The 26,315-nt window shown below is 31.0% G+C and carries 29 protein-coding genes; 22 read left to right on the forward strand and 7 right to left on the reverse strand.

Annotated elements, in window-relative coordinates; genetic code table 11:
- The first annotated feature begins 9 nt into the window (after window positions 1–9).
- The 6 genes from C820_RS09100 (at window position 10) to C820_RS09125 (ending at window position 6,939) form a co-directional block, all read left to right on the forward strand.
- Window positions 10–426, forward strand: coding sequence for a type II toxin-antitoxin system HicB family antitoxin (locus C820_RS09100; protein ID WP_004034598.1), 417 nt, complete (start codon window positions 10–12; stop codon window positions 424–426).
- A gap of 57 nt (window positions 427–483) precedes the next feature.
- Window positions 484–1,602, forward strand: coding sequence for a baseplate J/gp47 family protein (locus C820_RS09105; RefSeq protein WP_004034597.1), 1,119 nt, complete (start codon window positions 484–486; stop codon window positions 1,600–1,602).
- The gene (locus C820_RS09110) at window positions 1,599–2,339 is read left to right on the forward strand and encodes a putative phage tail protein (protein WP_004034596.1); all 741 of its coding nucleotides are present in this window, start codon (window positions 1,599–1,601) and stop codon (window positions 2,337–2,339) included. The genes C820_RS09105 and C820_RS09110 overlap by 4 nt, the downstream gene beginning before the upstream one ends.
- A 507-nt stretch (window positions 2,340–2,846) precedes the next feature.
- The gene (locus tag C820_RS09115; RefSeq protein WP_162213044.1) at window positions 2,847–4,739 is read left to right on the forward strand and encodes a hypothetical protein; all 1,893 of its coding nucleotides are present in this window, start codon (window positions 2,847–2,849) and stop codon (window positions 4,737–4,739) included.
- Window positions 4,702–6,165: a peptidase G2 autoproteolytic cleavage domain-containing protein gene (locus tag C820_RS09120; protein WP_004034594.1), complete on the forward strand. Its 1,464-nt coding sequence runs from the start codon at window positions 4,702–4,704 to the stop codon at window positions 6,163–6,165. Before C820_RS09115 ends, C820_RS09120 begins: the two co-directional genes overlap by 38 nt.
- 12 nt (window positions 6,166–6,177) lie before the next feature.
- Window positions 6,178–6,939 carry a hypothetical protein gene (locus tag C820_RS09125; protein WP_004034593.1) on the forward strand — a complete coding sequence of 254 codons (762 nt, stop codon included), beginning with the start codon at window positions 6,178–6,180 and terminating at the stop codon, window positions 6,937–6,939.
- A 54-nt stretch (window positions 6,940–6,993) separates the two neighbouring features.
- On the opposite strand, the gene C820_RS09130 is transcribed toward C820_RS09125, so the two are convergent.
- The 3 genes from C820_RS09130 to C820_RS09140 are packed head-to-tail and all read right to left on the reverse strand — an operon-like array spanning window position 6,994 to window position 7,772.
- Window positions 6,994–7,212, reverse strand: a complete 219-nt coding sequence (locus C820_RS09130) for a helix-turn-helix domain-containing protein (RefSeq protein WP_004034592.1) — start codon at window positions 7,210–7,212, stop codon at window positions 6,994–6,996.
- Window positions 7,205–7,468, reverse strand: coding sequence for a DUF2442 domain-containing protein (locus C820_RS09135; RefSeq protein ID WP_004034591.1), 264 nt, complete (start codon window positions 7,466–7,468; stop codon window positions 7,205–7,207). The genes C820_RS09130 and C820_RS09135 overlap by 8 nt, the downstream gene beginning before the upstream one ends.
- 43 nt (window positions 7,469–7,511) lie before the next feature.
- Window positions 7,512–7,772, reverse strand: coding sequence for a DUF4160 domain-containing protein (locus C820_RS09140; RefSeq protein WP_004034590.1), 261 nt, complete (start codon window positions 7,770–7,772; stop codon window positions 7,512–7,514).
- 174 nt (window positions 7,773–7,946) lie between these two features.
- Here C820_RS09140 and C820_RS09145 point away from each other — a divergent pair, with 174 nt between their 5' ends.
- From C820_RS09145 to C820_RS09180, 8 genes are all read left to right on the forward strand, one after another.
- Window positions 7,947–9,731 carry a fibronectin type III domain-containing protein gene (locus C820_RS09145; RefSeq protein ID WP_004034589.1) on the forward strand — a complete coding sequence of 595 codons (1,785 nt, stop codon included), beginning with the start codon at window positions 7,947–7,949 and terminating at the stop codon, window positions 9,729–9,731.
- Window positions 9,728–9,916 carry a hypothetical protein gene (locus C820_RS09150; protein ID WP_004034588.1) on the forward strand — a complete coding sequence of 63 codons (189 nt, stop codon included), beginning with the start codon at window positions 9,728–9,730 and terminating at the stop codon, window positions 9,914–9,916. Before C820_RS09145 ends, C820_RS09150 begins: the two co-directional genes overlap by 4 nt.
- Window positions 9,909–10,061: an XkdX family protein gene (locus C820_RS09155; RefSeq protein WP_004034587.1), complete on the forward strand. Its 153-nt coding sequence runs from the start codon at window positions 9,909–9,911 to the stop codon at window positions 10,059–10,061. The genes C820_RS09150 and C820_RS09155 overlap by 8 nt, the downstream gene beginning before the upstream one ends.
- Window positions 10,062–10,161: 100 nt before the next feature.
- The gene (locus tag C820_RS09160; protein ID WP_004034586.1) at window positions 10,162–10,416 is read left to right on the forward strand and encodes a hypothetical protein; all 255 of its coding nucleotides are present in this window, start codon (window positions 10,162–10,164) and stop codon (window positions 10,414–10,416) included.
- Window position 10,417: 1 nt separating this feature from the next.
- A complete protein-coding gene (locus C820_RS09165) occupies window positions 10,418–10,681 on the forward strand; it encodes a phage holin (RefSeq protein ID WP_004034585.1) in 264 nt (87 codons plus the stop codon).
- A 9-nt stretch (window positions 10,682–10,690) separates the two neighbouring features.
- A complete protein-coding gene (locus C820_RS09170; protein ID WP_004034584.1) occupies window positions 10,691–11,533 on the forward strand; it encodes a peptidoglycan recognition protein family protein in 843 nt (280 codons plus the stop codon).
- Window positions 11,534–11,815: 282 nt separating this feature from the next.
- Complete coding sequence (locus C820_RS09175; protein WP_004034583.1) at window positions 11,816–13,192, forward strand: AAA family ATPase; 1,377 nt, start codon at window positions 11,816–11,818, stop codon at window positions 13,190–13,192.
- Between the two features lie 23 nt (window positions 13,193–13,215).
- Window positions 13,216–13,803: a hypothetical protein gene (locus C820_RS09180; RefSeq protein WP_004034582.1), complete on the forward strand. Its 588-nt coding sequence runs from the start codon at window positions 13,216–13,218 to the stop codon at window positions 13,801–13,803.
- A 438-nt stretch (window positions 13,804–14,241) separates the two neighbouring features.
- Here C820_RS09180 and C820_RS09185 read toward each other — a convergent pair whose 3' ends face one another.
- Both C820_RS09185 and C820_RS09190 read right to left on the reverse strand, forming a co-directional pair.
- Entirely contained in the window at window positions 14,242–14,592 is a 351-nt protein-coding gene (locus C820_RS09185; protein ID WP_004034580.1) for a cupin domain-containing protein, read from the reverse strand.
- 84 nt (window positions 14,593–14,676) lie between these two features.
- Window positions 14,677–15,579 carry a radical SAM protein gene (locus C820_RS09190; protein WP_004034578.1) on the reverse strand — a complete coding sequence of 301 codons (903 nt, stop codon included), beginning with the start codon at window positions 15,577–15,579 and terminating at the stop codon, window positions 14,677–14,679.
- Window positions 15,580–15,723: 144 nt separating this feature from the next.
- On the opposite strand from C820_RS09190, the gene C820_RS09195 reads away from it, so the two are divergent.
- Window positions 15,724–15,957, forward strand: coding sequence for a hypothetical protein (locus tag C820_RS09195; RefSeq protein ID WP_004034576.1), 234 nt, complete (start codon window positions 15,724–15,726; stop codon window positions 15,955–15,957).
- Window positions 15,958–16,218: 261 nt separating this feature from the next.
- Here the strand turns inward: C820_RS09195 and C820_RS09200 are convergent, their stop codons facing one another.
- On the reverse strand, window positions 16,219–16,683 hold the full coding sequence (locus C820_RS09200; protein WP_004034574.1) for a MerR family transcriptional regulator: 465 nt from the start codon (window positions 16,681–16,683) through the stop codon (window positions 16,219–16,221).
- Window positions 16,684–16,817: 134 nt separating this feature from the next.
- Between C820_RS09200 and C820_RS09205 the strand changes: the two genes are divergently transcribed.
- From C820_RS09205 to C820_RS09225, 5 genes are all read left to right on the forward strand, one after another.
- The gene (locus C820_RS09205; protein WP_004034572.1) at window positions 16,818–17,294 is read left to right on the forward strand and encodes a flavodoxin; all 477 of its coding nucleotides are present in this window, start codon (window positions 16,818–16,820) and stop codon (window positions 17,292–17,294) included.
- 27 nt (window positions 17,295–17,321) lie between these two features.
- Window positions 17,322–17,987, forward strand: a complete 666-nt coding sequence (locus C820_RS09210) for a flavodoxin (RefSeq protein WP_004034571.1) — start codon at window positions 17,322–17,324, stop codon at window positions 17,985–17,987.
- A 353-nt stretch (window positions 17,988–18,340) separates the two neighbouring features.
- Window positions 18,341–19,189: a BglG family transcription antiterminator LicT gene (gene licT / locus C820_RS09215; protein WP_004034570.1), complete on the forward strand. Its 849-nt coding sequence runs from the start codon at window positions 18,341–18,343 to the stop codon at window positions 19,187–19,189.
- Window positions 19,190–19,265: 76 nt separating this feature from the next.
- The gene (locus C820_RS09220; protein WP_004034569.1) at window positions 19,266–21,194 is read left to right on the forward strand and encodes a beta-glucoside-specific PTS transporter subunit IIABC; all 1,929 of its coding nucleotides are present in this window, start codon (window positions 19,266–19,268) and stop codon (window positions 21,192–21,194) included.
- A gap of 19 nt (window positions 21,195–21,213) precedes the next feature.
- A complete protein-coding gene (locus C820_RS09225; RefSeq protein ID WP_004034568.1) occupies window positions 21,214–22,635 on the forward strand; it encodes a 6-phospho-beta-glucosidase in 1,422 nt (473 codons plus the stop codon).
- Between the two features lie 116 nt (window positions 22,636–22,751).
- Here C820_RS09225 and C820_RS09230 read toward each other — a convergent pair whose 3' ends face one another.
- Window positions 22,752–23,630, reverse strand: coding sequence for a LysR family transcriptional regulator (locus C820_RS09230; protein WP_004034567.1), 879 nt, complete (start codon window positions 23,628–23,630; stop codon window positions 22,752–22,754).
- A 215-nt stretch (window positions 23,631–23,845) separates the two neighbouring features.
- On the opposite strand from C820_RS09230, the gene C820_RS09235 reads away from it, so the two are divergent.
- Both C820_RS09235 and C820_RS09240 read left to right on the forward strand, forming a co-directional pair.
- Window positions 23,846–25,096, forward strand: a complete 1,251-nt coding sequence (locus C820_RS09235) for a Glu/Leu/Phe/Val family dehydrogenase (RefSeq protein WP_004034566.1) — start codon at window positions 23,846–23,848, stop codon at window positions 25,094–25,096.
- 43 nt (window positions 25,097–25,139) lie between these two features.
- The gene (locus tag C820_RS09240) at window positions 25,140–26,315 is read left to right on the forward strand and encodes a M20 metallopeptidase family protein (RefSeq protein ID WP_004034565.1); all 1,176 of its coding nucleotides are present in this window, start codon (window positions 25,140–25,142) and stop codon (window positions 26,313–26,315) included.

The following is a 26,315-nucleotide window of genomic DNA, read 5'->3' on the forward strand; positions in this document are numbered from 1 at the left end:
GGTGAAAAAATGACATACATCGAAAAAAACATTTCAAAAATAAAAAATCAACCAAGTAATATTAGAGATATAGAAGCACAAAAAATAGTAGAATATTATAAAAATTTACCTTATAATTTTATTATTCAGCATATTAACGATGAAAGTGGTAGTTATTATTATGGTAAAATATTAGAATTAGACGGTTGTCAAAGTACAGGTGACAGCTATAAAGAGGTATGGGAAGATTTGCAGGAAGCAATGGAAGGCTATATTGAAACAAAGTTAGAAAATGGTTTTGATGTACCTGAACCTATTCAAACAGAAAATTATAGTGGAAAATTTGTTATTCGATTGCCAAAGTCATTACACTTTAAATTAGCAATGGAAGCAGAAAAAGAAGGAGTATCATTAAATCAATACGCTCTTTATAAATTAAGCAAATAATACTAAAACGCTCTTTTTAGGGCGTTTTTTATTTTAAAAAGAAAGGGGGAGAAAGAAATGCCATTTGTAATACCAGAGTTTTTACAGAATTACAGTACAGAAAAAATACTTTCTGAAATGCTTCAAAAACTGCCAGATAATATCAGTAAAGAAGAAAATGGCTGGGTATGTGATTTGTTTTATCCTGTTGCAATAGCATTTTCTAGAGCAATAGAGTTTACATTAGTAGAAGCAATAAAAAATATTGTACCAAAGTATTCCTATGGTGATATATTGCTGGGACACGGAGAAAATAGAAATTTGTTTTTGAAACAAGCTAGTTATGCAAAAGCAATGCTTACCATTAAAGGGATTATGAGTACAAAAATACCCAAAGGCTTTACATTTTCTACTGTTTCTACACCAGAAAAAAGTGGCATTGTATTTTATACAGTAGAGGAATGTGAAATAGCAGAAACAGGTATTGCAGAAGTGGAATGTGTTTGTACAGAGGCAGGGAAAAAAGGAAATGTTGCAGCAGAAACGATATTACTTATGGTAAAACCTATGAAAGGTATTGTTTCTGTAGTCAATAAAGAAAAAGCATATGGAGGATATGAGCAAGAAACAGAAGATAGCTTTAGACAAAGAATAGCGGATTTTGATGCTTCATTAGGTAATTCTTTTGTAGGTTCTCCAGCAGACTATAGACGCTGGGCGTTAGAAGTAGCAGGAGTAGGAGCTGCTCATGTCATATCAGCAAAAGATGATACAGGAATTGTTACAATTGTACTGACAGACAGTGATGGTATGCCAGTACAGCAGTCTGTTTGTGAGGAAGTAGAAAATCATATTATGAGATATGATAGTTGGTATGAAAGGCTTGCTCCTATCAATGCCTATTTGAATGTGATACCAGCAGAACCTATTACGATACAAGTAAGTGCAATTGTAGAATTGGAACAAGGATATGATGAGGAACAAGTCAAACAGACATTTCTAAAAAATTTGAGAGAATATTTTAAAACAGAAGAAGCACATACAGAAGTAAAATATGCAGAAGTGGGAGCAGTGCTGATTAATACAGAAGGGGTGTGGGATTATCAACAATTAAAAATAAATGATGGTGTGGTAAATATTGATATTGCAGAATATTGTGTTGCTGTTACAGAACAGAAGGACGTGACATTATTATGAAATACACAAGTGAGGACATACAGCAAATATTGACAAGTAAAACAGCAATAGATGGATTGGACTACATCACACCAGTATATCATAAAGCTAAAACAGCACTGTATATAATGGAAGCAATGGGAGTACAGGGAGATTTATTTGTAAAATGGGTAAATGAAACAATAGCACAAATATTGCCTCAAACAGCAACATGGGCATTAGATTATTGGGAAGAAGAATATGGTCTGCCTATACACCCTAATATTAGTATAGAACAAAGAAGACAAAAAATATTGCTTGCTGTAAGAACAAGGGCACCTATGAACCCCAAAAGATTAGAACAAATATTGATGTTTCTGTTTTCATTAGAAAAAGTTTCTGTATTAGAAAGAACTGCAAAAAATACATTTTGTGTAGAACTGTATGGTCAAATATTAGAAGAACAATGGAAAAATGTTTATCAAACTATTGAAAAATATAAACCAGCACATTTGATATTAGAAGCAAAAAGTATATTGCAATTACCTATGCCAGAAAAAACAGTGTATATAGGTGGTACTGTGTTCAGGCCTATATCTGAAACAATACTATCGGAAATGGAATATAATTATCAATTCCCTATAACAGTACATATAGGTGGTGTATTTCAAAATATATTGCAAACCACATTGCCAGAGTTGGAATTTAAAACAAGTGCAGTAATGAATGTAGTAGCAGATTGGTGTGATATAGAACAAACAACATTGTCTGAAATGTAATTGAGGTGATTTTTTTCATACTTCGTATGAAAAACCGTTCGTATTTTGACATTGCAGTTGCTCCTGTGTTACTTCGTCAACACTTGGTCGCAACTTCCATAAACGTCAAATATACTCACTAAAGTGGAAATTTTTTTCATACTTTGCATGAAAAACCGTTCGTATTTTGACATTATAGTTGCTTCTGTGTTACTTTGTCAACACTTGGTCGCAACTTTCATAAGCGTCAAATATACTCACTAAAGTGGAAATTTTTTTCATGCTTTGCATGAAAAACCGTTCGTATTTTGACATTACAGTTGCTCCTATGTTACTTCGTCAACACTTGGTCGCAACTTTCATAAACGTCAAATATACTCACTTAAAGTAGAAATTTTTTTCATACTTCGTATGAAAAACCGTTCGTATTTTGACATTACAGTTGCTCCTGTGTTACTTCGTCAACACTTGGTCGCAACTTTCATAAACGTCAAATATACTCACTAATTAAGAAAGGAGTGGTGAATATTGTCAAGAGGATTTGTAATTACACAAGCAGGTAAAAAATTACTTGCAGAGTTGGTAATAACAGGAGAATTAAATATTACGAGGGTAATGGTGGGAAAGGGAGAATTGCAACAAGGACAATCTCCAGAACACTTTACAGATTTGATAGAGCCAGTAACACAAGCTACTTCTAGCATACCCGTTGTAAAAAATGGAGTGATTTCTTTTATTGTAGAGTATAGAAATGACTTAAATGGGGGATTGCAAGAAGGATTTTGGCTGAAAGAATTTGGTGTGTTTGCTAGAGATGGAGAAAATGAAATATTGTTGTATTATGCTTCATTGGGAGAATATCCGCAATATGTAGAAGCCTATGAAAATGGAAAAGTGAATATTAAAAAATATCCAGTAAGTATTTTAGTAACAGATGATATAAAAGTAAATATTGCATATGCTGCATTGGCATTTGTAACAGAACAAAGAATGAAAGAGTTTGTAGAAATAGAGGCTTTGCCTTATTTGGAAGGTATTTTAGCGGAAAGTGAAAGTAGTGTATTTGCAGAATTGGATAAGAAAGCTGACAAAGAAACAGTAACGGAGGAGCTTGCCAAAAAGGCAAATGCTCAAGATGTGGAAATAGCATTAAATCAAAAAGCTGATAATGAAACTATTCAAATAGAACTAAGAAAAAAGGCAGATACTGAAACAGTACAGCAAGAATTAGCAAAAAAGGCAAATGCCGAAACAGTAGAACAAGCACTAAATCAAAAAGCAGACATTGAAACAATGCAGCAGGCATTAGACCAAAAAGCCAATGAAATGGAAATGCTTCAAAAACTATCAGAAAAAGCGGACAAAGAAGCAATGATAACAGAATTAGCAGTAAAAGCAGATAAAGAAGATGTACAAACAGAGCTAGATAAAAAAGTAGATAAGGAAGAAATAGAAGAACTATTACAACAACAAATAGATGGTGCTAATATTGCTTTGGAATTAGATAAAAAGGTAGATAAAGAAACCGTTGCAGAGGAACTAGCTAAAAAAGCTGACGCTGAAACCATGCAGGAAGAATTGAATAAAAAAGCGGATATGGAAACAATGCAGGCAGAATTAGACCAAAAAGCAGATAATGAAACCATACAAGTAGAATTAGCCAAAAAAGCAGATACTGAAACAGTACAACAAAAACTAGACCAAAAGGCAGACACTGAAACCATGCAAGAAGAATTGAACAAAAAAGCCGACACTGAAACCATTACAGCAGAATTAGCAAAAAAGGCAGATACTGAAACAGTACAACAAAAACTAGACCAAAAGTCAGAAAAAGAACATAAACATAGCACAGATGATATTACAAGTGGTACATTACCTATTGCAAATGGGGGTACAGGAAATACTACAGGCAATGCTGCTACTGCTACAAAATTACAAACAGCTAGAACACTTGCATTAAGTGGAGATGTAACAGGTAGTACAACATTTGATGGTAGTGCAAATAAAACAATAACAACAACGTTGAAAAATAGTGGTGTAACTGCTGGAACATATGGTGCTTTGGATTTCATGACAAAAAATAATGGCACAGTGTGGGTAAGTAATAATACAGGATTACATGGTACGTCCGCTATATCTACATGGACAGCAAAACAGGCATGCAAAATTTCATTTCGCTGGAAGGTTTCTTCTGAAGCTACACATGATTATTTGAACATTACAGCAGCAGGAACACGAATACTTGCAAATACAAGCGGTGCTACAGAACAAACAGGAACATTGACTGTAGAATTGGCAGCAAATAAATCAATTGTATTTACTTATAGAAAAGATGGTAGTGTAAATAATGGTATAGATAGAGCTGAAATTAGCGAAGTAAAATATGGTGCTGGAACAGCAGACCCTAGTACATGTAATTGATGTAAGACATTCAAATGGTTCATACAAAGAAGGTATTCGTACGGAGGCTGTTGGTTTAGGTTCCCACGCAGAAGGAGGATTAAGTATTGCTAATGCGAATGCTTTGAGGATAAAAATTGCATATACCTCTACAAATGAAATTCGATTTGATAGTACATATAGTAAACACATAGACAATTTTAATAAATTGAGCGTTAATATGCCAATTTATGTACTTAATCGTATAAACAGAGATATTGATAAATATACAATTAAAAGTATTAATACAGAAAATAATAGTATTATAGTTAACGAAACAGTTTTGTCTAGTTATGCAGGCTCATGCCTATATCATATATTTTTTTATACTTCAACTGATAATTCTATTGCTGATTGTATACATGTAGAAGGTGATAGAACATTTGCAGGAAATTGGTGTGCTCATTCTGAAGGAAGTTATACAGCAGCAGATGGAAGTTGTGCACATGCTGAAGGGTGGCAAACAACTTCAACAGGAAATGCTTCTCATTCTGAAGGTTCTAGCTCAAAATCATCTGGACATGCTTCTCATGCAGAGGGCGGCAGTATTGCAAGTGGAGATTATTCTCATGCAGAGGGCGGCAGTACTGCAAGTGGTGAATGTTCTCATGCAGAGGGCGATAGAACACAAGCTATAGGTAATAGCAGTCATTCTGGAGGGTATTATACAATAGCAAAAGCGATGTATCAAACAGCAATAGGAAAATGGAATAAAGAAAGTACAGTAGAAACAGATAAGTTTATTATAGGGAATGGTACAAGTAATACTGCAAGAAGCAACTGCTTCAGAGTAACAAATACAAACGGTGTATATTCCAACAGTACATTCAAATCCAGCGGTGCGGACTATGCAGAAATGTTTGAATGGCTAGATGGAAACAAGGATAAAAAAGAAAGAACAGGATTATTTGTGACATTGGAAGGGGAGAAAATACGTATTGCTACTCCAGAAGATGATTACATATTAGGTATTGTTTCAGCTTGTCCATCTGTTTGTGGAGATGTATATGATGATACTTGGGCAAATATGCACTTAACAGATATATATGGACAACCTATATTAGAAGAAGTAGAAATTCCAGAAAGAACAGAAGAATTTATGACAAGAAATGAAGAGGGAGAAGAAGTAAAAGAAGTTATAGTAATAGAACAAGCACATACTGAAATAAGGCAAAAACTTAATACAGAATATGATAACACAAAAGAATATATACCACGTTCAGAACGTCCAGAATGGGACGCTGTAGGAATATTGGGCAAATTAGTTGCAATAGATGATGGCAGTTGTGAAGAAAATGGCTGGTGTAAAGTAGGAGAAGGAGGTATTGCTACCATATCAGAACAAAAAACACGTTTTAGAGTAATGAAAAGATTAGACCAAAACCACATTAAACTATTGATATTGTAAAGAGGTGATAATATGGAAAAGGAAGAATTAGAACAAAATCAAGGCATACAACTGGGTTTTATGATAACAGTGAAGGGAAGGAAATTGCTTGCGAAACTGGTAGCGGGGGAGCAGTTGGAGATTACGAGAGTAATGGTAGGTAGTGGAAATTTAGGAGAAGAAAGTCCTGCTTATTTTGATGACTTGATACAGCCAGTGGCACAAGCGACTTCTACAGAACCTGTTGCAGAAGATGGTGTTGTTTCATTTGTAGTAGAATATAGAAGTGACTTAAATGGGGGATTGCAAGAAGGATTTTGGATAAGTGAGTTTGGTGTGTTTGCCAGAGATGGAGAGGAAGAAATATTATTATATTATGCAACATTGGGAGATTTTCCACAGCATGTAATGGCTTATAAACAAAATGGTGCAATAGATGTCAGAAGGTATCCTGTAAGTATTGCAATATCTGATGAAGTAGAAGTAGTAATTGCTTATCCAGCACTTTCTTTTATGACAGCAGAAGAAGTAAGAAGATTTTTGACTATCAATTTATTGCCAGAGTTTTTATTAGATATGGAAGATTTGATTAAAAAACACAATGAAGATGAAAATGCCCACCCCAAACTCAAAACATTGTTAGATGCAGATTTAAAGGCAAGAATAGAAAGACTTGAAAATGCACTCTATTATGATATTAAAGAAAATCCATTTCTGGTAACATTTGAAACGTTGAATGGTATTACATTGACAAAAGGTGTGTGGAATAAAAATAAAAAATGTCTGGAGTGTTAAAAAAACAGGAGTAAAAATTCCTGTTTTTTTTGTTTGTATTTAATGACATAAGAATTATGTTATATTATTTATAGGAACAAGAACAATTTCACAGCCTAGAGCATTTGTTATTTTTAAAAGAGTATCAAGTTGAGGAATTACTTTTTTGCTTTCCAGTCGTGCAATAACAGATTGTGTTAGGTTTGTGGCAATAGCTAACTCTTTTTGTGTCATTCCTTGATTATGACGTTGTTCTATGAGTTTATCAATAAAAGTAGTGCAATTATCAATCATAAATGGCACCTCCTGCTGTTTTACTGTATTCATATAAATGTTCTGGAGCTATATCAATATCGTCATTCCAAACGACTGTGCCACATTCAACTTTTGCACCAAGAAAAAAGGTAATATTTTTCAGTTGGGCATAAATGGCTTTCTCTAATAGAGGACGAGCGTCATATATTTTTTTTGTTCCATCTGCAAAAGTTAAAAGTAAAGTGTAATCTTGTTTAGGCTGCACTTCTTTTACTACCCAAGCTGGAGTTATCATAAGTTATAACCCCCTTTCTTATTATGATAATAGAATGCGTTACTTAATGCAAAGGTGCAATTTTATAAAGAGGTTGCTCACTAATAGCAAGCTCCCAGTTAGCTAGAAGCTCATCTTTATGGAGCTCTGTCCAAGCTACGATGAGCTTCATTTGTTTTTTTGGCATATCTCCGTCTGTAAGTTCTCCCTCCATATTAAATACAGCATTGTATCCTTGATATGCTGCATGAAAGTGTGGCGGATTATGTTCTCCATTGTTATACATTCTAATGATAATACCATAAAACATTGAAATAGTTGGCATTTATTAACATCTCCTTTCAATAATTTAATTATAGCATATTTGCTATAATCAGTCAATAGCATATTTGCTATATTTTGATGTACATTTATACAAGGATTGTTTATATTGTTATTTAGAAAAATAAAACAAAATACTTATAAATTTTAGAGAAAAATTTAGAAAGAAGGGATAAATATGGCATATATAGGAAGTGTTAGAGCAACAAGTGAAACTAATTTTGTGGTGTTGGTATATAGCTTAAAAGCAGGAGAAAGATATAAGTGCAGAGGGATGTATGATTCAGATGATATGTATGGTCGTGAAGAATATTGTTCTGCTGGAATAGCAACAGCAGATGAAGATGGATATGCGAGATTTAGTGGTAACACATCTGGGGGAAAAACAGTAGCAAATGTAAGACAAATACAAATTTTAACAGCAGATGCTTATGGAACCCATGTAATATCACAGTCTGTTAGTTTAAGTTATACACCATCTGTAACAACACCTTCTGCACCATCATCAATTAGCTATAGTACTTCTATCAATTCCTATAACTCTACCTGCATATCTTGGGGGAGTGTATCAGGAGCAACAAGTTATGTGTTAGAAAGAGCAATAAATGGTGGTTCATTTAGTCAAGTATATTCTGGGGCATCTACCAGTTATACGGATTATGGTTTGAACTCTAGCACAACAAGAGTTCAGTATAGAGTAAAAGCGGTAAATAGTGGAGGTAGTAGCAGTTATAAAACAGGTTCTAGTGCAACAGTATATTATAGTAAGCCAAATGTCGCACCAACAGTACCATCAAGTATTACTGTACCTGCTACTGTTTATGGAGGTAGAGCATTTACAGTAAGTTGGGGAAAATCTACAGATAGTGATGGGAATTTATCAGGGTATAAATTAGAAAAGTCAATCAATGGCGGAAGTACTTGGACACAAATATATCAAGGAAGTAGCACAAGTACATCTATAACACTTGCATTTGGAGAAGCCACACAAGTTATGTTTAGAGTAAGAGCCTATGATAGCAGTGGTGCTCACAGTGGATACAAAGCAAGCGGTACAAGCACTGTAGTAAATAATAAAGCTCCTACTGCACCGCAAAGTATTACCGTTCCACTGAATATTTATGGGGGAAAAACGGCAGTAGTGACTTGGACAGCAGCCACAGACAGCGATGGGAATTTATCAGGGTACATATTAGAACGTTCTGTAAATAGTGGTACTTACACACAAATTTACAAAGGTGCGAATAAAAGTTATAGTGATAGCATTACAAAAGGCTGGAATACAGTACAATATAGGGTTTGTGCTTATGATAGCTATAATGAAAAAGGTGCTTACAAAACAGCACAAGTTAGAAATATTATAAACAATGAACTGCCAGTGATTACCACAAACAGTACAAACTTAGGATTAAAAACAGGTGCTTTTTCTTTTAATTACACTGTTTCAGACCAAGAAAGCAACAAATTAACTGTAGTAGAAAAAATAAATGGTGTACAGAAAAAGAGTTTTACAGCAACTTCTGGTGCAACATATACATTTCAGATAACACAACAAGAGTTTATTTGTATATTAAATGGTACAAATACACTTTCTATTACAGCAACAGATACAGATGGTGGTGTTACAACAAAAAATGTTACATTTCAAAAACAGGAAAATGAAATTGCTTTTACATTAAAAACACCTTTTGAAACAGATGCTGCTGCAAGCGTAGGTATTATGAATGTGGTTAGGCAGATACCAGAAGGAGCAGATTTTGTAATAGAGGCTTGCAATAATGCCTATGATACTAGCCCTACATGGGAAGATGTAACACGATTTGTAAAAGAAGGCAGAAATTTTATATTGTTAAATGAACAAAAAACCGCTTCAAAGTGGGGATTTAGTTTTAAAGTGACAGTGAGAAGAAATACGGCAACAGGTGAAATTTATATCAGTTCTGTAGGAGGGAATTTTAAATGATAGAGTGGAGAAAAGATAGCATATTAGAAGCAAAAGAAAGGGACAGAAAAAAGAAAGAAACGGAGAATGTAGTAGAAACACTTTTACAACTAGAACAACAAGCACAACAAGAAAGACAAATGTTAGCACAACAAATGGCAGATTTGGAATTAGCTATGTTAGAAGGAGGAAATACAAATGTTTGAGATATTAAAACAAAGATATAAAAAGAATTTTGTGAGAAAAGACCAGTTACAGAAATATGTAATATTGGGGAAAATTACACAAGAACAGTATTTTGATATTACAGGGGAAAAACAAAAATCAGAACAAACTGAAGAAGAATTTTAAAAGAGTTTTAAAAAGCATTAAAACGTTTTTTAACTCTTTTTTTGTTGAGATTTTTTGATACTTAGATTTTTTTAGTATAAAGGGAGAAGGGGGGAATAGTATGGAATGGGAAATCGTAACAGTAATGATTGCATTATTAGGGCTGATTGCTACAGTCACAAAGCCTATTATGAATTTGACAAACACCATTACAAAATTAAATGATACTTGTGAGCATTTGGAGTCAAAAATGGAGAAATTCGAAAATCATAATCATGATAGCCATGTAAGACTGTGGAACCATAATAATGAGCAAGACGAACAGTTAGCAGACCATGAGAATAGAATAAGTATATTAGAAGAAAGGAAGGTATAGCATGAGAATTAACTGGAAAGTAAGACTAAAAAATCCTTATTTTTGGTTTGGATTGGTAGCGATTATACTTGCTGCAGTAGGGGCAAAACCAGAGATGTTTACGAGCTGGGAGATATTGATAACACAAGTGAAACAGCTTTTTGGCAATCCTTTTGCATTAGGTTGTGTAATTGTGGCAGTTGTAGGCTATGTCAATGACCCTACTACAGAAGGCATTACAGATAGTAAACAGGCATTGACTTATCAGAAACCTAAAAAGGATTGAGGTGATTACATGGAAATTAAGGAAGTTTTAGCACATCAAAGCAATTACAATAAAGGTAGGAAACAGAATATACAGTTTATTGTAGTGCATTATACAGCGAATAATGGTGACAAGGCAGAAGGTAACGGCAATTATTTTGCTCAACCAAATAGAAATGCTTCCGCTCATTATTTTGTAGATGAAAGTACTATAGTACAAAGTGTAAAAGATGGTGATACTGCTTGGCATTGTGGGGCAAAAAACTATAAACACCTAAAATGTAGAAATGACAACAGCATAGGTGTAGAAATGTGCAGCAAAAAAGATGAGAAAGGACAATACTACATAAACCAAGCAACACAATATACAGCGATTGAGCTAATAAAAGTGCTTATGAAAAAGTATAACATACCAGTAGAAAATGTAATTAGGCACTATGATGTCACTGGAAAGGCTTGTCCAGAACCTTTTGTTAGAAATCAAGTACAATGGTTAGACTTTAAAAGGAAACTGATAGAAAATGACGAGAAAGAAGGTGCAGAAATGATATACAATTACATTGATGAAAATATGCCCAATTGGGCAAAATCTACAGTGCAAAAACTGATTGACAAAGGTGCATTGAAAGGAAATGAAAAGGGAGAATTGTTGTTGACTGGTACAATGTTGAGGTTATTTGTCATTTTTGATAAAGAGGGTTATTTTGACAAATACAACACTATAGAAGAAGTGCCAGATTGGGCAAAACCAACTGTACAAAAGTTAATTGATAAAGGTGTATTAAAAGGCAATGAAAAGGGAGAATTACAACTTGTATATATTCTGTTAAGATTATTTGTAATACATGATAGAATGGGTGTATATGACAGATAATAATATATTTTTATATAATATAATCAATTTAACTAACAGAACGAGTGTATATGATACACCTTTTATTTCTGAAATTTTTTGTAATAATAAAATAAATATTAAATATGTATAATAAGTAAAAGCATCTTTTTTATAAGTTTTTAATAAAATTGAGACTTTATGAGATTATATTAGATTTAATATAAATTTAATATAATTTAATATAATTTAATAAAAAAATGTATTATTTATTAAGATTTTTGTTATAATATATAACAATATTTAACATAAAGGAGAGATAATATGCTTTCTTATTTAAAATTGAAAAATTTTAAGTCTTTTAGCGATATAACATTAGACTTACGAGGTTCACATAGAATACCTAAGAGAATGGCATTTATATATGGTGAAAATGGAGCAGGTAAAACAAATTTAATGAATTCTATGTTATTTTTAAGTAATACTTTAAAAACATTAGTAAATCAAGAAAATGAAAAACAAACAAAAATTTTGGATTCATTAGAAGATGAGATAGATATAGACATCGACATATTTAAAAAGACTTTATTAGAGGTATTGCTTAGTGAAGACAATATTGGTATTAGCAGTTTATCAAGTAGCAGTTTATCAAGTTTGATAAACAAAAATAAAAATATAGGAAATAACGGAAATATGTCCATAGAAATTGGTTTTTATATTAAAGGGAAACATGGAACATATTGTTTAGAATTTGATGATGAAAAAGTAGTATTTGAAGAATTAAATTTTTATATTAATAAGAGAACAGGAGTAATCTTTTCTATTCATAGTAACCAAATATTTTTAAGTCCATCTGTATTTTTAGATAATGCATATAATGTAGAGTTATTAAACGATATTCAAAAATTTTGGGGAAAACATACTTTTATGAGCATACTATTTTATGAAGTACAAACTAAAAATATAAAATATGTCACTTCTCGAATTAGAAATAATTTTTTTGAGGTGTTAGATTGGCTTAGCACATATTCTGTGTTATGTAAGGATATTAGGTACCAAATTGCAAATATATCAATACCTTTTGCCTTTTTACGTAATTTAGATAATGGGACTATAAATTCCCAAAATGACAAAGAATTAAAAATATTTGAAAAAAGTTTAAATACTTTTTTTACATCATTATATTCCGATGTAAAAAAAGTCTACTATGATATTACGCCTAAAAGAAATAAATATAAGTATGTATTAATGTTTAAAAAGCAAATTAATGGTGAAATATTAGATATACCTATATTTTTAGAATCTACAGGAACAAAAAAATTATTAGAAATATTTCCATATATTTTTTCTTTTATATGGGGAAAAACTGTTTTTATAGATGAAATAGATAGTAGTATACATGACTTATTGATGAGTGAAATTATTGAACTGTTAAAGGAATACTCTAATGGACAGTTTATTGCCACAACACATAATACATTACTTATGGAAAAGTTATCACCTGAAGATGTTTATATTATTAATATAGATTCAAACGGCAATAAAAAATTGGAATGTACTTCAAGCTACAATTTTAGAACTCAAAAAACAAATAATGTACAAAAAAAATACTTGAATGGTGATTATAGAGGTATCCCATATATAGGATTTTTAGATTTACAAGAAATTGTAGACAATGTAAAAGAAGAAATGTCTTCTTAATAAAGAGTAAGGAGGCATTTGGTATGGATGCAAAAAAAATTAAGAAACCAACTATAAATATGAAGGTTATGACTATTGTACATGGAAAATCAGAATATTGTATTTGTAAGAGTGTACAATCTAATTTGCGATTAAAACAAGAAATTATTGCTCGTGATAAAGGAAGGAGCAGTATACAAATAAATGGCATTATAGAGTTTTTAAATAAGGACAAACGTTTTAAATCTATAGATGTATTTAAAAAACATTTTCCAGATATAGAATATAAAAACAAAGAGTTAATTAACTTTTGCTTATTTATTATTATGGATGTAGATGATTGTAATGCTGATATGAAAGAAAAGTTTAAAAATAAAAGTTTATTTAAACAGCATTGGCTTTATAAATACATTGTTCCTATTTTTAATGACCCAAATTTAGAAAAGACTATGAAAGATGCAGATATACTTGTATATAACAAAAAAGATTATATAACAATATTTCCTACTAATCATGGCGATTTGGATATTCAAATTGCGAAAGAACTTTTAAAAAAGTTAAAAATTTGTAAAAGTACAAATTTAGATAAATACATAGAGCATTGTATTTTAATTGTTGAGAATAAAATATAATAAAAAAGGATATAATATTTTGTCTGTTATATTAATTTTTTATATAATTTATATTGTATTATATCTATAGTATTTCATACAAAACCTTACAATTTATAAAGTTAAGTAAAAAAGGAGAACTGTTGTTTACAGGTACGATGTTGAGGTTATTTGTAATACATGATAGAATGGGCGTATATGATAGATAAGAGGGAGAAAAACTCCCTCTTATTTTATACAATAAAGCCGTACTACAACTTTGTTTTTGTCCTTCTTTTGTCCCACTTTTTTATAAAACTTATTGTATATAATAAATCTTTTTAAAAGAAAAAGATGTAAAGACATTACAATTTTGATATGTTATATACTTTTTTAAAGAATATAAAATAAAGTAACATATTAATTATTTTGCTTATATAAAAAAATCATGCTACAAAAGTAACATGATTTGATGTAATATTATTTTGCTTGTTCATTTATAACAAGTGCCATAATTTCTAATTCTTGGTCTGTGTTATTTTCTAGAGAGTGCCATTCTCCTACATTAATTACACAAACATCACCAGCTTTTACAACAGTTTTAGATTGGTCGTTGTCAATGAAAACGCCTTCTCCTTTTAATATTAAATAAGGTTCTGTATCGCCAACATGCTGATGCCAGCCTATACTGCTGTGAGGACGAAGTATAACACGAGCATACATTTTTCCATGTCCCATTAATTCCTCTTTACTCAAAATATGATGTACTTCTGCAGAACCTTTTCCACCACGAAGTCCTTCCACTTCTGTAATTGTTTCTTTTCTTACCATATTATAATCCCTCTTTTCTATGTAATATATTAATGAAATTATTTTTATTATACAATATTGTAATATTTTTATCAATATTATTGTTTATGATAAACCAGATAAATCAAATATAGGAGTATAATTAGAGGTAGCAGAATGTTTGCTTTGCATAAAACCATTTTTTAATCCTATTTCAAAAAAATAATTCACTACTTTTTGATATTCTAATGTAGTAAGTTTACGTGAAATCTCTTTATATTGTAGTGCTTTGTGCATAGGGGTATATTGGTTTAATAAAGAAATATAAGTATCTTCTCCTATGTTTTGTTTTATCCATTTTAATATTTCGAAACTGTCTTTGTAGCAATTAGGCAATACTAAATGACGTATAATCATTCCTTTTTGTAATATGCCATTTGCATCAAATATCATATTAGGTTGTTGTCTTTTCATTTCTAATATTGCATTTTTAGCATATTCAGCATAATTATGTGCTAAAGAATAGCGTTTACTGTATTCTGAAGAGATATATTTAAAATCAGGCAAATAAATATCAATTAACCCCTCAAGCAATTTCAAGCTTTCTACTTTTTCATAAGCATTAGTGTTGTATACAATAGGAATAGAAAGTCCTTTTTGTTTTGCTAGTAACAATACCTGTTTTATTTGAGGTATAAAATGAGTAGGAGAAACGAGATTGATATTGTGTACTCCTTTTTGCTGTTGTGATAGAAGAATATCTGATAAATGTTGTATAGAGATTTCTTTTCCAAATGCTTGTTCACTTATGGTATAGTTTTGACAAAATACACAATTTAAATTGCAATGTGAGAAAAATATAGTACCTGAACCTTTGCTGCCACTAATAGGGGGTTCTTCCCAATGGTGAATAGAAGCCAAAGCACACTTAGGTAAATAGCCTGCATTGCAATATCCTTTTTCTCCTTCACAACGATTTACGTCACAGTTTCTAGGACAAATAGTACAATGTTTCATAGTATTGTTCATAATATCATTCCTTTTTGTAATTGCTATGTTTATTTTAACAGATGTACCAACGTTTTAATAGTGCAAAAATAAAAAAGCTATGTTACACTACAATTAAACAAACACTAATAAAACAATCAGAGAACAGATGAGGGGGACTGTGTGATGAAAGTGTATGAAACTGTAACAGAAGATAATAAAAGAGTAGAAAAAGTCCTTTGTAACTGTTGTGGAAAAGAAATTACAAAACAACATGGTTATTTTTCAGACTATTTGCATATAGAAAAACAATGGGGATATTTCTCTCAAAAAGATAGTAGAAAAGATAATTTTGATATATGTGAAAATTGTTATGATAAATTTGTAAATAGTTTTGTTTTGCCTATAGAATACCAGTAAAAGCAGTGGGAATTTTTCCACTGCTTTTTAATATATAAAAAAAGAAACAACACTAATTTTGTAAAAAAAATTGTAATAACATTAAAAATTGATATATGATAGATATTGTAGATTTAGTGGTATATAAGATTTGTACGAATATATGCTTAATAAATTGCCAATGGCAGAATATAATAAGTAATGAAAAAAGGTTTTATTTTCATATATGTGATTTCTTTATATTGTTGTATGTATCTAATTAAAAATTAACATTGCTATAAATTAATCGTTGTTGTTTGCATAAATATAATTACTATTTTTTTTAATGTTTCTATATTGCTCTGGAATTTCGTTAAGTGATAAAGAACGAACTTTTTCTTCTGTACCATGTTGTATAGACTGTTCATAATACCAGCACTTAAATTCTAACAGCTCTAGTGTTTGCTGCATATCTTCTATTTGCTTTTTGACAGCATCTCTGCGAGAACAAAATAATTCAAGTCTTTCAACAAGAGAAACATCTCCTTTTCCTACCATATCAATAAAAGCTCTAATTTCTTTTATGGATAAACCTGATTTTTTTAAACATTCAATTACTTTTAGCCATTCATAATCCTTGTCGGTAAACATACGAATTCCGACACTAGAACGTTCTACAAAAGGAAGAAGGCCTTCTTTATCATAGTAGCGAAGTGTAGAAGCAGCAACACCTAATATTTTTGCCATTTCACCAATTGTATATGACATAATAAATCTCCTTAAAATTTTTTGAAATACCTATTGACTTAAAGTGTACTTTAAGTTGTATGATAAATTTAAGTTCATTATAAAGAGCTTTCATTATAAAGTCAATGAAACATATAATAAGGAGGATATAAAAAATGAGTAAAGTATTAGTAGCATATTTTAGTGTAAGTGGAGTAACTGAAAAAGTAGCAAAAACACTAGCAAAAGAAATTAGAGCAGAACTATTTGAAATTGAAGCTAAAGTTCCTTATACGAATGCAGATATTGATTGGCAAAATAGTAAAAGCAGAAGTTCCATTGAAATGAATGACAGAAATTGTCGTCCAGCAATTCGTACTCATGTAGATAATATAAATCAATATGATGTAATATTGATTGGTTTTCCAATATGGTGGTATAGAGAACCTTCTATTATTGACACATTTATAGAAGCATATGATTTTAGTGGAAAAATAATCATTCCTTTTGCTACATCAGGAGGCAGTACTATTGGCGATTGTGGAAAAAATATACAGGCATTAGCACCAAATGCAAAAGTTGCAAAAGGAAAACGATTTTCTGCAAATATATCAGCGAAAGCACTTGCTGACTGGGCATCAGAGTGGGTATAAATACTATAGACAGGAAAGTAATGAAAAATGACAATAAAATTAAAAGATTTTTTTACTTTTGTTATAGTGGTTTGTATTATGTTTTCTTCCATTGCCTGTAAAAAAAGTAATGTGGTAGAGCAACAAAATAAAAATGAAAATAAAACAGAGTACAATACATCACAAAAAGATACTCAAAAAATAGAACAAAAAAATTCACCAGAAACAGAAAATACAAAAAAAGAAATATTGGTTGTATATTTTTCAGCAACTGGAACAACAAAAAATGTAGCAGAGAAAATTGCAAATATTACCAATGCAGATATTTATGAAATTGTTCCAAGTAATCCCTATTCTGATGAAGATTTAGATTATAATGATAAAAATAGTAGAACATCAATGGAAAAAAATGATGCTACTGTTCGTACAGAAATTGCAAGTGAAACAATACAATTAGACAATTATTCTATAATATATATTGGTTATCCTATATGGTGGGGGGAAGCTCCTCGTATTATGAGTACATTTGTTGAAAGCTATGATTTTAGCGATATTAAAATAATACCATTTTGTACATCTGCAAGTAGTGGCATTGAAAAAAGTATTGAACAATTAGAACAACAATCTGCAAGTGGTGTATGGCTTTCTGGTAAAAGATTTAGTGGAGATGTGTCAGAGGAAGAGTTGCAAAACTGGATAGAGGAATTACAGTAAAAAATAGTATTATTAAATTTTAGTTTTAAACATATAAATTGTTTCGGTACTAAAAATGATAATAATAAAGTTATAATTTTATTCATATGAACAGACCTTTTTATTGAATTATTTATGTAGTAAAAGGTCTGTTTTTAATGTTATAGTATGCTGTATAAGCAATAGTAACTTTTAGATACTTTTTATATAAATGCTAAATATGTTGTTGACAACAATGGAAGTATAGTATATAATGATAAAAAATGGATAGTGATTGTTTTAATACAAGCTAGACCTGTTTATACAAAAATCAAGATAAATTTGTTTGTCTTTTTATTTTTGTGTAAATAGGTCTTTTTTTAGGAGAGGATTGTATGAAAATTGGTAAGGTGCTTAATAATAATGTAGTTGTCATATATGAAACAGGAAAAACAGAAAAAATTGTAATGGGTTGTGGTATTGCTTTTAAAAAGAAAGTAGGCGACAGCATAGATGAAAATAAAATTGACAAAATATTTACATTAGAAAATAAAGACACCAATGCAAAATTACAACAATTGTTAAAAGATATTCCTATAGAATATGTAGAAGTAAGTGAAAAAATAATAGAATATGCTAGAACAAAAGCAGAAAGAAAGCTAAATGATTTTATATATATTACATTATTAGACCATATGCACATGGCAATCATAAGACAAAAAGAAGGTATTTGTGTAAAAAATATTATGTTGTGGGACATCAAAAAATTCTATAGAGAAGAATTTCAAATTGGTTTAAAAGCATTAGACATGATAGAACAAGCATTTGCTGTAAGACTACCAGAAGATGAAGCAGGATTTATTGCACTACATATTGTCAATGCACAAATGGACGATAACTATAATGGAATACAAGAAATAGGAGAAGTAACCAAACTTATTCATCAAATTGTAAACATTGTAAAATATCATTTTCAAATAAAATTTGATGAGGAGTCTGTATACTATCATAGATTTGTAACACATTTAAAGTTTTTTGCATTAAGATTGTTTCAAAAAAACAATTATGAAGGACAGCAAGATGAAGATTTATTAGCACTTGTTAAAATGAAATATAAATCTGCATATGAATGTACATTAAAAATTACAGCATATATTGCTAATAACTATTCTTATGTGGTGAGTGAAGAAGAACAATTATATTTAACAATACATATTGAAAAAGCAATACGACAAAATGGGTAACAATAGGGTGGTGACATTCAGTTGGCCAAACCTTCATTATTATAAATTATATTTATTAAGAATGGAGGAAAAAGTTATGGGTAAGTATGAAGCATTAGCAAACGAAATTGTAAAACAAATAGGAGGAAAGGAGAATGTAAGCGGTTTAACACATTGCATTACACGTTTGCGTTTTAAGCTAAAAGATGAAAGCAAAGCAAATGATGATGTGTTAAAAAATATGGACGGTGTTGTTACTGTTATGAAAAGCGGTGGACAATATCAGGTTGTTATAGGCAACCATGTAGCAGATGTATATGCTGATGTTTGCCCGCTGATTGGCTTGGAAAGCAAAGCAGCATCTTCAGAGGAAGAAGAAAAAAAGAGTAATTTAATTGATATTGTTTCTAATATTTTCCAGCCAATATTAGGTGTTATGTCTGCTTGTGGTATGCTCAAGGGATTAAATGCATTGTTTGTAGCATTGGGATTGTACACAGATACAGCAGGAATTTATACTATGTTAAATGGTATTGGTGATGCGTTATTTATGTTTTTACCTATGTTTTTGGGTTACACTTCAGCTAAAAAATTTGGTTTAAAACCTATGCTTGGTTTAGCAATCGGTGCAGCAATGTGTTATCCAGCATTACAAGGAAGTACATTGTCCGCAGCAGGAGAACCATTGTATACACTCTTTACTGGTACAGTATTTGAGTCTGATATTTATATGACATTTTTAGGATTGCCTATGATAGCAATGGATTATACTTCAACAGTTATACCAGTTATATTCATAGTATATTTTGCTTCAAAATGTGAAAAATTCTTTAGCAAATTTATACCAGATTTAGTAAAATTCTTTTTTGTACCAATGTTAGTATTGTTAGTAGCATTACCAGTAGGATTTTTGTTGATAGGCCCTGTAACAACATTTGGCTCTATGTTAATATCACAATTTGTATTTAAAATAAGAGAATTTAGTCCATTATTAGCAGGTGCGGTAGTAGGTGGTACATGGCAAATACTTGTTATATTTGGTATGCACTGGGGATTTATTCCTGTTTATATCAACAACATGGTAACATTAGGATATGATAATATCATGATGCCATTCTTTGGCTGTACATTTGCAACAGCAGGTGTTGTATTAGCAATATTCTGTAAATCAAAAGATAAAAAAATGAAACAATTAGCATTACCAAACTTTATATCTAGTATATTTGGTGTAACAGAACCAGCAATTTATGGTATTACATTGCCTATGAAAAAGCCATTTATTATTAGCTGTATTGTAGGTGCAATAATAGGCGGCTATTATGGACATTTTAATTTTAGAAAATTCTTTGCTGGTGGTATGGGTATATTCGAATTTCCAGCTATGATAAATCCAGATGGTACAAACGGAAATATTATTATAGCAATAAGTGGTGCAGTTCTTGCTATTGTATTAGCATTTATAATGATGTTTGTAACATATCGTGAAAAAGAAAATACTACAGAAACAGCTACAAATGATATACCAGAAACAGAAATACAACCACAAGCAGCAGCACAACCAGCTTTACTTAAAAAAGAAGTGATTGCTAGTCCTTTAAAAGGAAATGTATTACCTTTAACAGAATGTAAAGATGAAGCATTTGCTATGGGAATATTAGGAAAAGGTGTTGTAATAGTACCAGAAGAAGGAAAAGTTGTTTCTCCAGTAAATGGAACATTGACAACAATATTCCCTACACTCCACGCTATGGGCATTACATCTGATGATGGTGCAGAACTATTGATACACATAGGTATGAACACTGTAGAGTTGAACGGAAAACATTTTACAGCAAAAGCAAAACAAGGTGATAAAATTTCTGTAGGAGATGTTTTAGTAGAATTTGATAAAGATGCTATAGTAGCAGAAGGCTATTCTATTGAAACACCTGTGCTAGTAACAAATGCAGATGACTTTTTAGATATGATTACAGCAGAACAAAAAACAGCAGAATATGGTGATACAATTATTACAGTTATGCACTAATCAAAAGGAGGAGTATAGCATGGGATTTTCAAAAGAATTTTTATGGGGCGGTGCAACAGCAGCAAATCAATGTGAAGGTGGATTTGATAAAGATGGTAGAGGACTTGCAAATGTTGATGTTTGCCCAAAAGGAGAATGTAGAAAAAAAGTTATTTCTGGAAAAATGAAAATGTACGATTTTTTGCCAGAATATGAATATCCTGCAAAATTAGGTATTGATATGTACCACCATTATAAAGAAGATATTAAATTATTTGCAGAAATGGGATTTAAAGTATATCGTTTAAGTATTGCTTGGAGCAGAATATTTCCCAATGGTGACGAAACAGAACCAAATGAAAAAGGCTTAGCTTTTTATGAGTCTGTATTTCAAGAGTGTCATAAATATGGTATAGAGCCACTTGTAACAATAGTACATTTTGACTGTCCTATACACTTAATTAAAAAGTATGGTGGCTGGAGAAATAGAAAAATGATTACATTTTATGAAAATTTATGTCGTACTCTTTTTACAAGATATAAAGGACTTGTAAAATATTGGCTAACATTTAATGAAATCAATATGATACTTCATGCACCTTTTATGGGAGCAGGCATTTGTTTTGAACAAGGCGAAAATGAAAAAGCAATTAAATATCAAGCAGCACATCATGAACTTGTTGCGAGTGCATTAGCTACTAAAATAGCTCACGAAATAGATAGTAATAATAAAGTGGGTTGTATGTTTGCAGCAGGTAGTACATACCCTTATAATTGTAAACCTGAAAATGTTTGGGAAGCACTTTGTACAGATAGAAATGAATATTTATTTGTAGATGTGCAGGTACAAGGAAAATATCCTAATTATGGTTTAAAATTTATGGAAAGAGAAAATTGTATGCCTGTTATGGAAAAGGGAGATTTAGAATTATTAGCAAATAATACTGTAGATTTTGTTTCATTTTCCTATTACAATACAAGATGTGTAGATGTTGACCAGAAAGAGGAAATCGGCGAAGGCAATTTGTTTGCCTCAGCAAAAAATCCTTATTTAAAATGTAGTGATTGGGGCTGGGCAATTGACCCTTTAGGACTTCGTATTACATTAAATCAAGTGTATGATAGATATAGAAAACCATTATTTGTAGTAGAAAATGGCTTAGGTGCTGTGGACATTCCAAATGATGATGGTAGCATTGAAGACGACTATCGCATCAATTATCACCGTGACCACATTAAAGCAATGAAAGATGCTGTTGAATTAGATGGTGTAGATTTGATGGGATATACTGCTTGGGGTTGTATTGATTTAGTAAGTGCAAGTTCTGGAGAAATGAAAAAAAGATACGGTTTTATTTATGTAGATTTGGATAATGATGGTAAAGGTACATTAAAAAGAACTAAAAAGAAATCTTTTGAATGGTATCAAAAAGTGATTGCCTCAAATGGAGAAGTATTATAATGTTAAAGTATAGAAAATATAAATAAATTTTGTATATATATTCATTTTAAAAATAATATTTGGTATTGCTAAATAATAATATAAATTTAGCAATACCTTTTATTTTTTAAAAATATTTATTTAACACTTTCATTTTTATTATTTAATATATGTTTTAAAAATTCTTTTGCAATAGGGGATAAAATGTCATTGTATTTTACAGCAATAGCAAGACTTCTGTAAACTGGCGGCTCAAGCCCTCTTATTTCTATATGATAAGGACAACGTAATAAAACCAGTTTTGGTAATACACTAATTCCCATACCAGACTCTACCATAGCCATAATAGAATAATCTTCTTTTGTAATATATTGTGCTTTAGATACAATATCATATTTGTTTAATATTTCTTTTATTTCAGAGTCTTCATTATCAATATAAAGAATAAAAGGATAATTTTCTAATGATTTATGAGGAATTGTTTGTAACTGTGTTAATGGGTGTTCCATAGGCAATACTACCATCATTTCATCTTTTTTTAAATGATACACTGTCAAGTCGTTTGACACAGGTTCTTTTACAAAACCCATATCCACATCACCATGTTGTATCCATGTTTCAATTTCAGAATATTCTCCACAAAGCATTTGAAATTTTATATTAGGGTAAATATCGTTAAATGTTTGGAGCAATTTAGGAAGCCAAGATGTAGAAATACTTGTCATAGTACCAATACGTATAGTACCAGATTTTAAAGAAAGCATTGTATTGATTACTTCTGATAACTGTTGATGACATTCACATACTTTTTTGATATAAGGATATAACATTTTTCCTGAAGAGTTTAAATAGACTCCTGAACGATCTCTTTCTAATAATCTCATACCACATTCTTTTTCAAGTGAATTTAAAATATGACTAATTCCAGATTGCGTATATTTTAATTCTTCTCCTGCTTTTGTTAAAGAACCAAGTTCTACTGTTTTTAAAAATACTTCATATTTATTAACATTCATAGTATCAGCCTCCTTTTCTATTTATAAAAATTCGGAAAGCATATTTATTATTATACAATAAAAAAAATGCTTATAACAGTTTTTTTATTATGACATTTTTTCATCTTTAGTATGAAAAATGCAAACTTTACTGTGAATAAGTACAAAGTTTATAATATATATAAAGATAGTTTTACCAATAATTTTATTTTTTATAGAAAGAGAGGCGTTTTATTATGAACAAAGGTAATCCTTTTGAAACTTCTTTAAAAACATTACACGAAGCAGCGGAAATTGGAAATATCAATCCAGAAGTAGTAAAATTTTTAGAGCAGCCAAAACGTCAATTTGAATTTACAATTCCTTTACGTATGGACGATGGACATTTAGAAATTTTTACAGCATATCGTGTACATTACTGTGACGCTTTAGGACAAGTAAAAAATGGCGTTCGTGTTGTTCCAGATATGGATATGGATACTGCCAAAGCATTAGGATTTTGGATGACAATAAAACACGCTGTAGGAGGCATTCCAGCAGGAGGCGGAAAAGGTGGTATAAAAGCAGACCCAAGTAAACTTTCTAGACGTGAATATGAGGCATTGATAAGAGGTTTTATACGTAATTTGCCTATGAAAGGGGCATGGGTAGATGTTCCTGGTGCAGATATTGGAACACATGGTCAAACACAAGCATGGATGTTAGACGAATTGGAAAGTATACAAGGTTTTCATTCTCCTGCTGCTATCAATGATAAACCTATTGAAGCAAATGGTACAGAACTTTCTAGAGAAGCAACAGGACATGGTGCATATTATGCTACTTGTGAAATTATGAAAGATTTAGATTGGTATGGTACAAGCAAAAAATTTGCATTACAAGGTTTTGGCAATGTAGGACGTGTAGCTGGAGAACTTTTACAAAAAGATGGACATAAATTAGTTGCTGTATCAGATATATTTGGTGGTATTGAAAATCAAAATGGTATTGATATTTTTGAACTTGGAAAATATGTAGAACAACATCATACTGTAAAAGGTTTCCCAAATTGTAAAGAAATTTCAACATCAGATGTATTAGAAGTAGAATGTGACTTTTTATTACCTGCGGCAGTACAAAGTGTAATTCATGAAGGAAATGCAAATAATATAAAAGCAAAATTAATTATGGAATGTGCAAATGGCCCTACTACGCCAGAAGCAGAAAAAATGCTGTATCAAAAAGGAGTTACAATTATACCAGATGTTTTAACAAACTGTGGAAGTGCTATTGTATGTAGTTTTGAACGTACACAAGGACTTACTGACCAATACTGGGATAGAGAAACAGTTCGTGCTAAATTAGAACAAAGAATTGTAAAAGCATACCATACTATGGCAGATGTAGCAAAAGAGTTAAATGTAAGTTATAGAGATGCAGCATGGATTGGAGCATTAAAGAAAATAGAAAAAGCAATGATTACACGTGGCTGGGCTTGGAAAGAATAATTCTGTATGTTATCACACACGGCTTTAAGGGGGGAAATAAAAATTGATTGACAATTTTGAACAATATTTTGATGAAGTGGTTGCATTAAGAAGATATTTTCATGAAAATCCAGAACTAGGTTTTCAAGAATATAAAACACAAGAATTTATAATAAAATATTTGACAGATTTAGGTTTAGAACCTTATAAAATTGCATCAACAGGTGTTGTAGCATTGATACATGGAAAAGAGCAAGGAAAAACACTTTTGTTACGTTCCGATATGGACGCACTTCCTATACAAGAAACAAATACATTTTCATTTACTTCTAAAAATGAAGGAGTAATGCACGCTTGTGGTCATGACGGACATATGGCTATGCTTTTGGTAGCTGCTAAAATTATAGTAAAAAATAAAGAACATATTCATGGTACAGTAAAACTTGTTTTTCAACCAAATGAAGAGGCAGACGGTGCAAGTTTTGTTATAAAAGAGGGTGTTTTAGAAAATCCAAAAGTAAATTCTTCTTTTGCTATACATTTATGGTCACCTATACCAAGTGGAAAAATAGGACTAAAAAGCGGTGCAGTAATGGCTGAAATGTACAACTTTAAAATTACGCTAAAAGGAAAAGGTGGACATACTTCTGCACCACAACATGGCATTGACCCTATTATTTGTGCTGCAAATGTTATACAATCTGTGCAAATTATGCAAACAAGAGAAATTGACCCTATGGACGCAACGGTTGTTGTTTTTGGTAAAATCAATGGAGGCTCACAATCTAATATTATTGCAGAAAAAGTAGAGATGGAAGGAACATTACGCTATCTTTATGACGGTGGTGAAGAAGGAGAACAGCAACCAATAAAAAGATTTCAAAGAATTGTAAAATCTATTTGTCAAGCTCATCGTGTTGTGTGTGATATTCAATTTATGCCAAGTAATTATATTGTTTTAAATGATGAAGAAAGTGTTGCATTTTTAAAAAAAGAAGTGCTTCCTCATGTGGTAGAAAGTGAAAATATTATTCCTTATTGTTGTATGGGAGGAGAAGATTTTTCAGAGTTTACAAGTCATAATAATATCCCTGGAGCATTAGTATTTGTAGGAACAGGAAATAGTAATGTTGGAAGTGATAAACCTCATCATAGAAATGATTTTACTATTGATGAAAATACATTACTTACAGGTGTAAAAATACACGTATATACTGCTTTACAGTATCTTTCAAAATAG

It is taken from the genome of Clostridium sp. MD294 (assembly GCF_000364165.2).
Lineage (GTDB): Bacteria > Bacillota > Clostridia > Lachnospirales > Anaerotignaceae > Coprocola.

What these genes read in the sequence shown, in the direction of transcription:
- C820_RS09230 (WP_004034567.1), bottom strand. Translation starts at nt 23,630, where the DNA reads ATGAATGTTAATAAATATGAAGTATTTTTAAAAACAGTAGAACTTGGT.
- C820_RS09235 (WP_004034566.1), top strand. Translation starts at nt 23,846, where the DNA reads ATGAACAAAGGTAATCCTTTTGAAACTTCTTTAAAAACATTACACGAA.
- C820_RS09180 (WP_004034582.1), top strand. Translation starts at nt 13,216, where the DNA reads ATGGATGCAAAAAAAATTAAGAAACCAACTATAAATATGAAGGTTATG.
- C820_RS09165 (WP_004034585.1), top strand. Translation starts at nt 10,418, where the DNA reads ATGAGAATTAACTGGAAAGTAAGACTAAAAAATCCTTATTTTTGGTTT.
- C820_RS09120 (WP_004034594.1), top strand. Translation starts at nt 4,702, where the DNA reads ATGGTGCTGGAACAGCAGACCCTAGTACATGTAATTGATGTAAGACAT.
- C820_RS09190 (WP_004034578.1), bottom strand. Translation starts at nt 15,579, where the DNA reads ATGAACAATACTATGAAACATTGTACTATTTGTCCTAGAAACTGTGAC.
- C820_RS09160 (WP_004034586.1), top strand. Translation starts at nt 10,162, where the DNA reads ATGGAATGGGAAATCGTAACAGTAATGATTGCATTATTAGGGCTGATT.
- C820_RS09175 (WP_004034583.1), top strand. Translation starts at nt 11,816, where the DNA reads ATGCTTTCTTATTTAAAATTGAAAAATTTTAAGTCTTTTAGCGATATA.
- C820_RS09205 (WP_004034572.1), top strand. Translation starts at nt 16,818, where the DNA reads ATGAGTAAAGTATTAGTAGCATATTTTAGTGTAAGTGGAGTAACTGAA.
- C820_RS09140 (WP_004034590.1), bottom strand. Translation starts at nt 7,772, where the DNA reads ATGCCAACTATTTCAATGTTTTATGGTATTATCATTAGAATGTATAAC.
- C820_RS09145 (WP_004034589.1), top strand. Translation starts at nt 7,947, where the DNA reads ATGGCATATATAGGAAGTGTTAGAGCAACAAGTGAAACTAATTTTGTG.
- C820_RS09225 (WP_004034568.1), top strand. Translation starts at nt 21,214, where the DNA reads ATGGGATTTTCAAAAGAATTTTTATGGGGCGGTGCAACAGCAGCAAAT.
- C820_RS09185 (WP_004034580.1), bottom strand. Translation starts at nt 14,592, where the DNA reads ATGGTAAGAAAAGAAACAATTACAGAAGTGGAAGGACTTCGTGGTGGA.
- C820_RS09130 (WP_004034592.1), bottom strand. Translation starts at nt 7,212, where the DNA reads ATGATTGATAATTGCACTACTTTTATTGATAAACTCATAGAACAACGT.
- C820_RS09150 (WP_004034588.1), top strand. Translation starts at nt 9,728, where the DNA reads ATGATAGAGTGGAGAAAAGATAGCATATTAGAAGCAAAAGAAAGGGAC.
- C820_RS09155 (WP_004034587.1), top strand. Translation starts at nt 9,909, where the DNA reads ATGTTTGAGATATTAAAACAAAGATATAAAAAGAATTTTGTGAGAAAA.
- licT (WP_004034570.1), top strand. Translation starts at nt 18,341, where the DNA reads ATGAAAATTGGTAAGGTGCTTAATAATAATGTAGTTGTCATATATGAA.
- C820_RS09220 (WP_004034569.1), top strand. Translation starts at nt 19,266, where the DNA reads ATGGGTAAGTATGAAGCATTAGCAAACGAAATTGTAAAACAAATAGGA.
- C820_RS09110 (WP_004034596.1), top strand. Translation starts at nt 1,599, where the DNA reads ATGAAATACACAAGTGAGGACATACAGCAAATATTGACAAGTAAAACA.
- C820_RS09100 (WP_004034598.1), top strand. Translation starts at nt 10, where the DNA reads ATGACATACATCGAAAAAAACATTTCAAAAATAAAAAATCAACCAAGT.
- C820_RS09200 (WP_004034574.1), bottom strand. Translation starts at nt 16,683, where the DNA reads ATGTCATATACAATTGGTGAAATGGCAAAAATATTAGGTGTTGCTGCT.
- C820_RS09105 (WP_004034597.1), top strand. Translation starts at nt 484, where the DNA reads ATGCCATTTGTAATACCAGAGTTTTTACAGAATTACAGTACAGAAAAA.
- C820_RS09125 (WP_004034593.1), top strand. Translation starts at nt 6,178, where the DNA reads ATGGAAAAGGAAGAATTAGAACAAAATCAAGGCATACAACTGGGTTTT.
- C820_RS09210 (WP_004034571.1), top strand. Translation starts at nt 17,322, where the DNA reads ATGACAATAAAATTAAAAGATTTTTTTACTTTTGTTATAGTGGTTTGT.
- C820_RS09170 (WP_004034584.1), top strand. Translation starts at nt 10,691, where the DNA reads ATGGAAATTAAGGAAGTTTTAGCACATCAAAGCAATTACAATAAAGGT.
- C820_RS09195 (WP_004034576.1), top strand. Translation starts at nt 15,724, where the DNA reads ATGAAAGTGTATGAAACTGTAACAGAAGATAATAAAAGAGTAGAAAAA.
- C820_RS09135 (WP_004034591.1), bottom strand. Translation starts at nt 7,468, where the DNA reads ATGATAACTCCAGCTTGGGTAGTAAAAGAAGTGCAGCCTAAACAAGAT.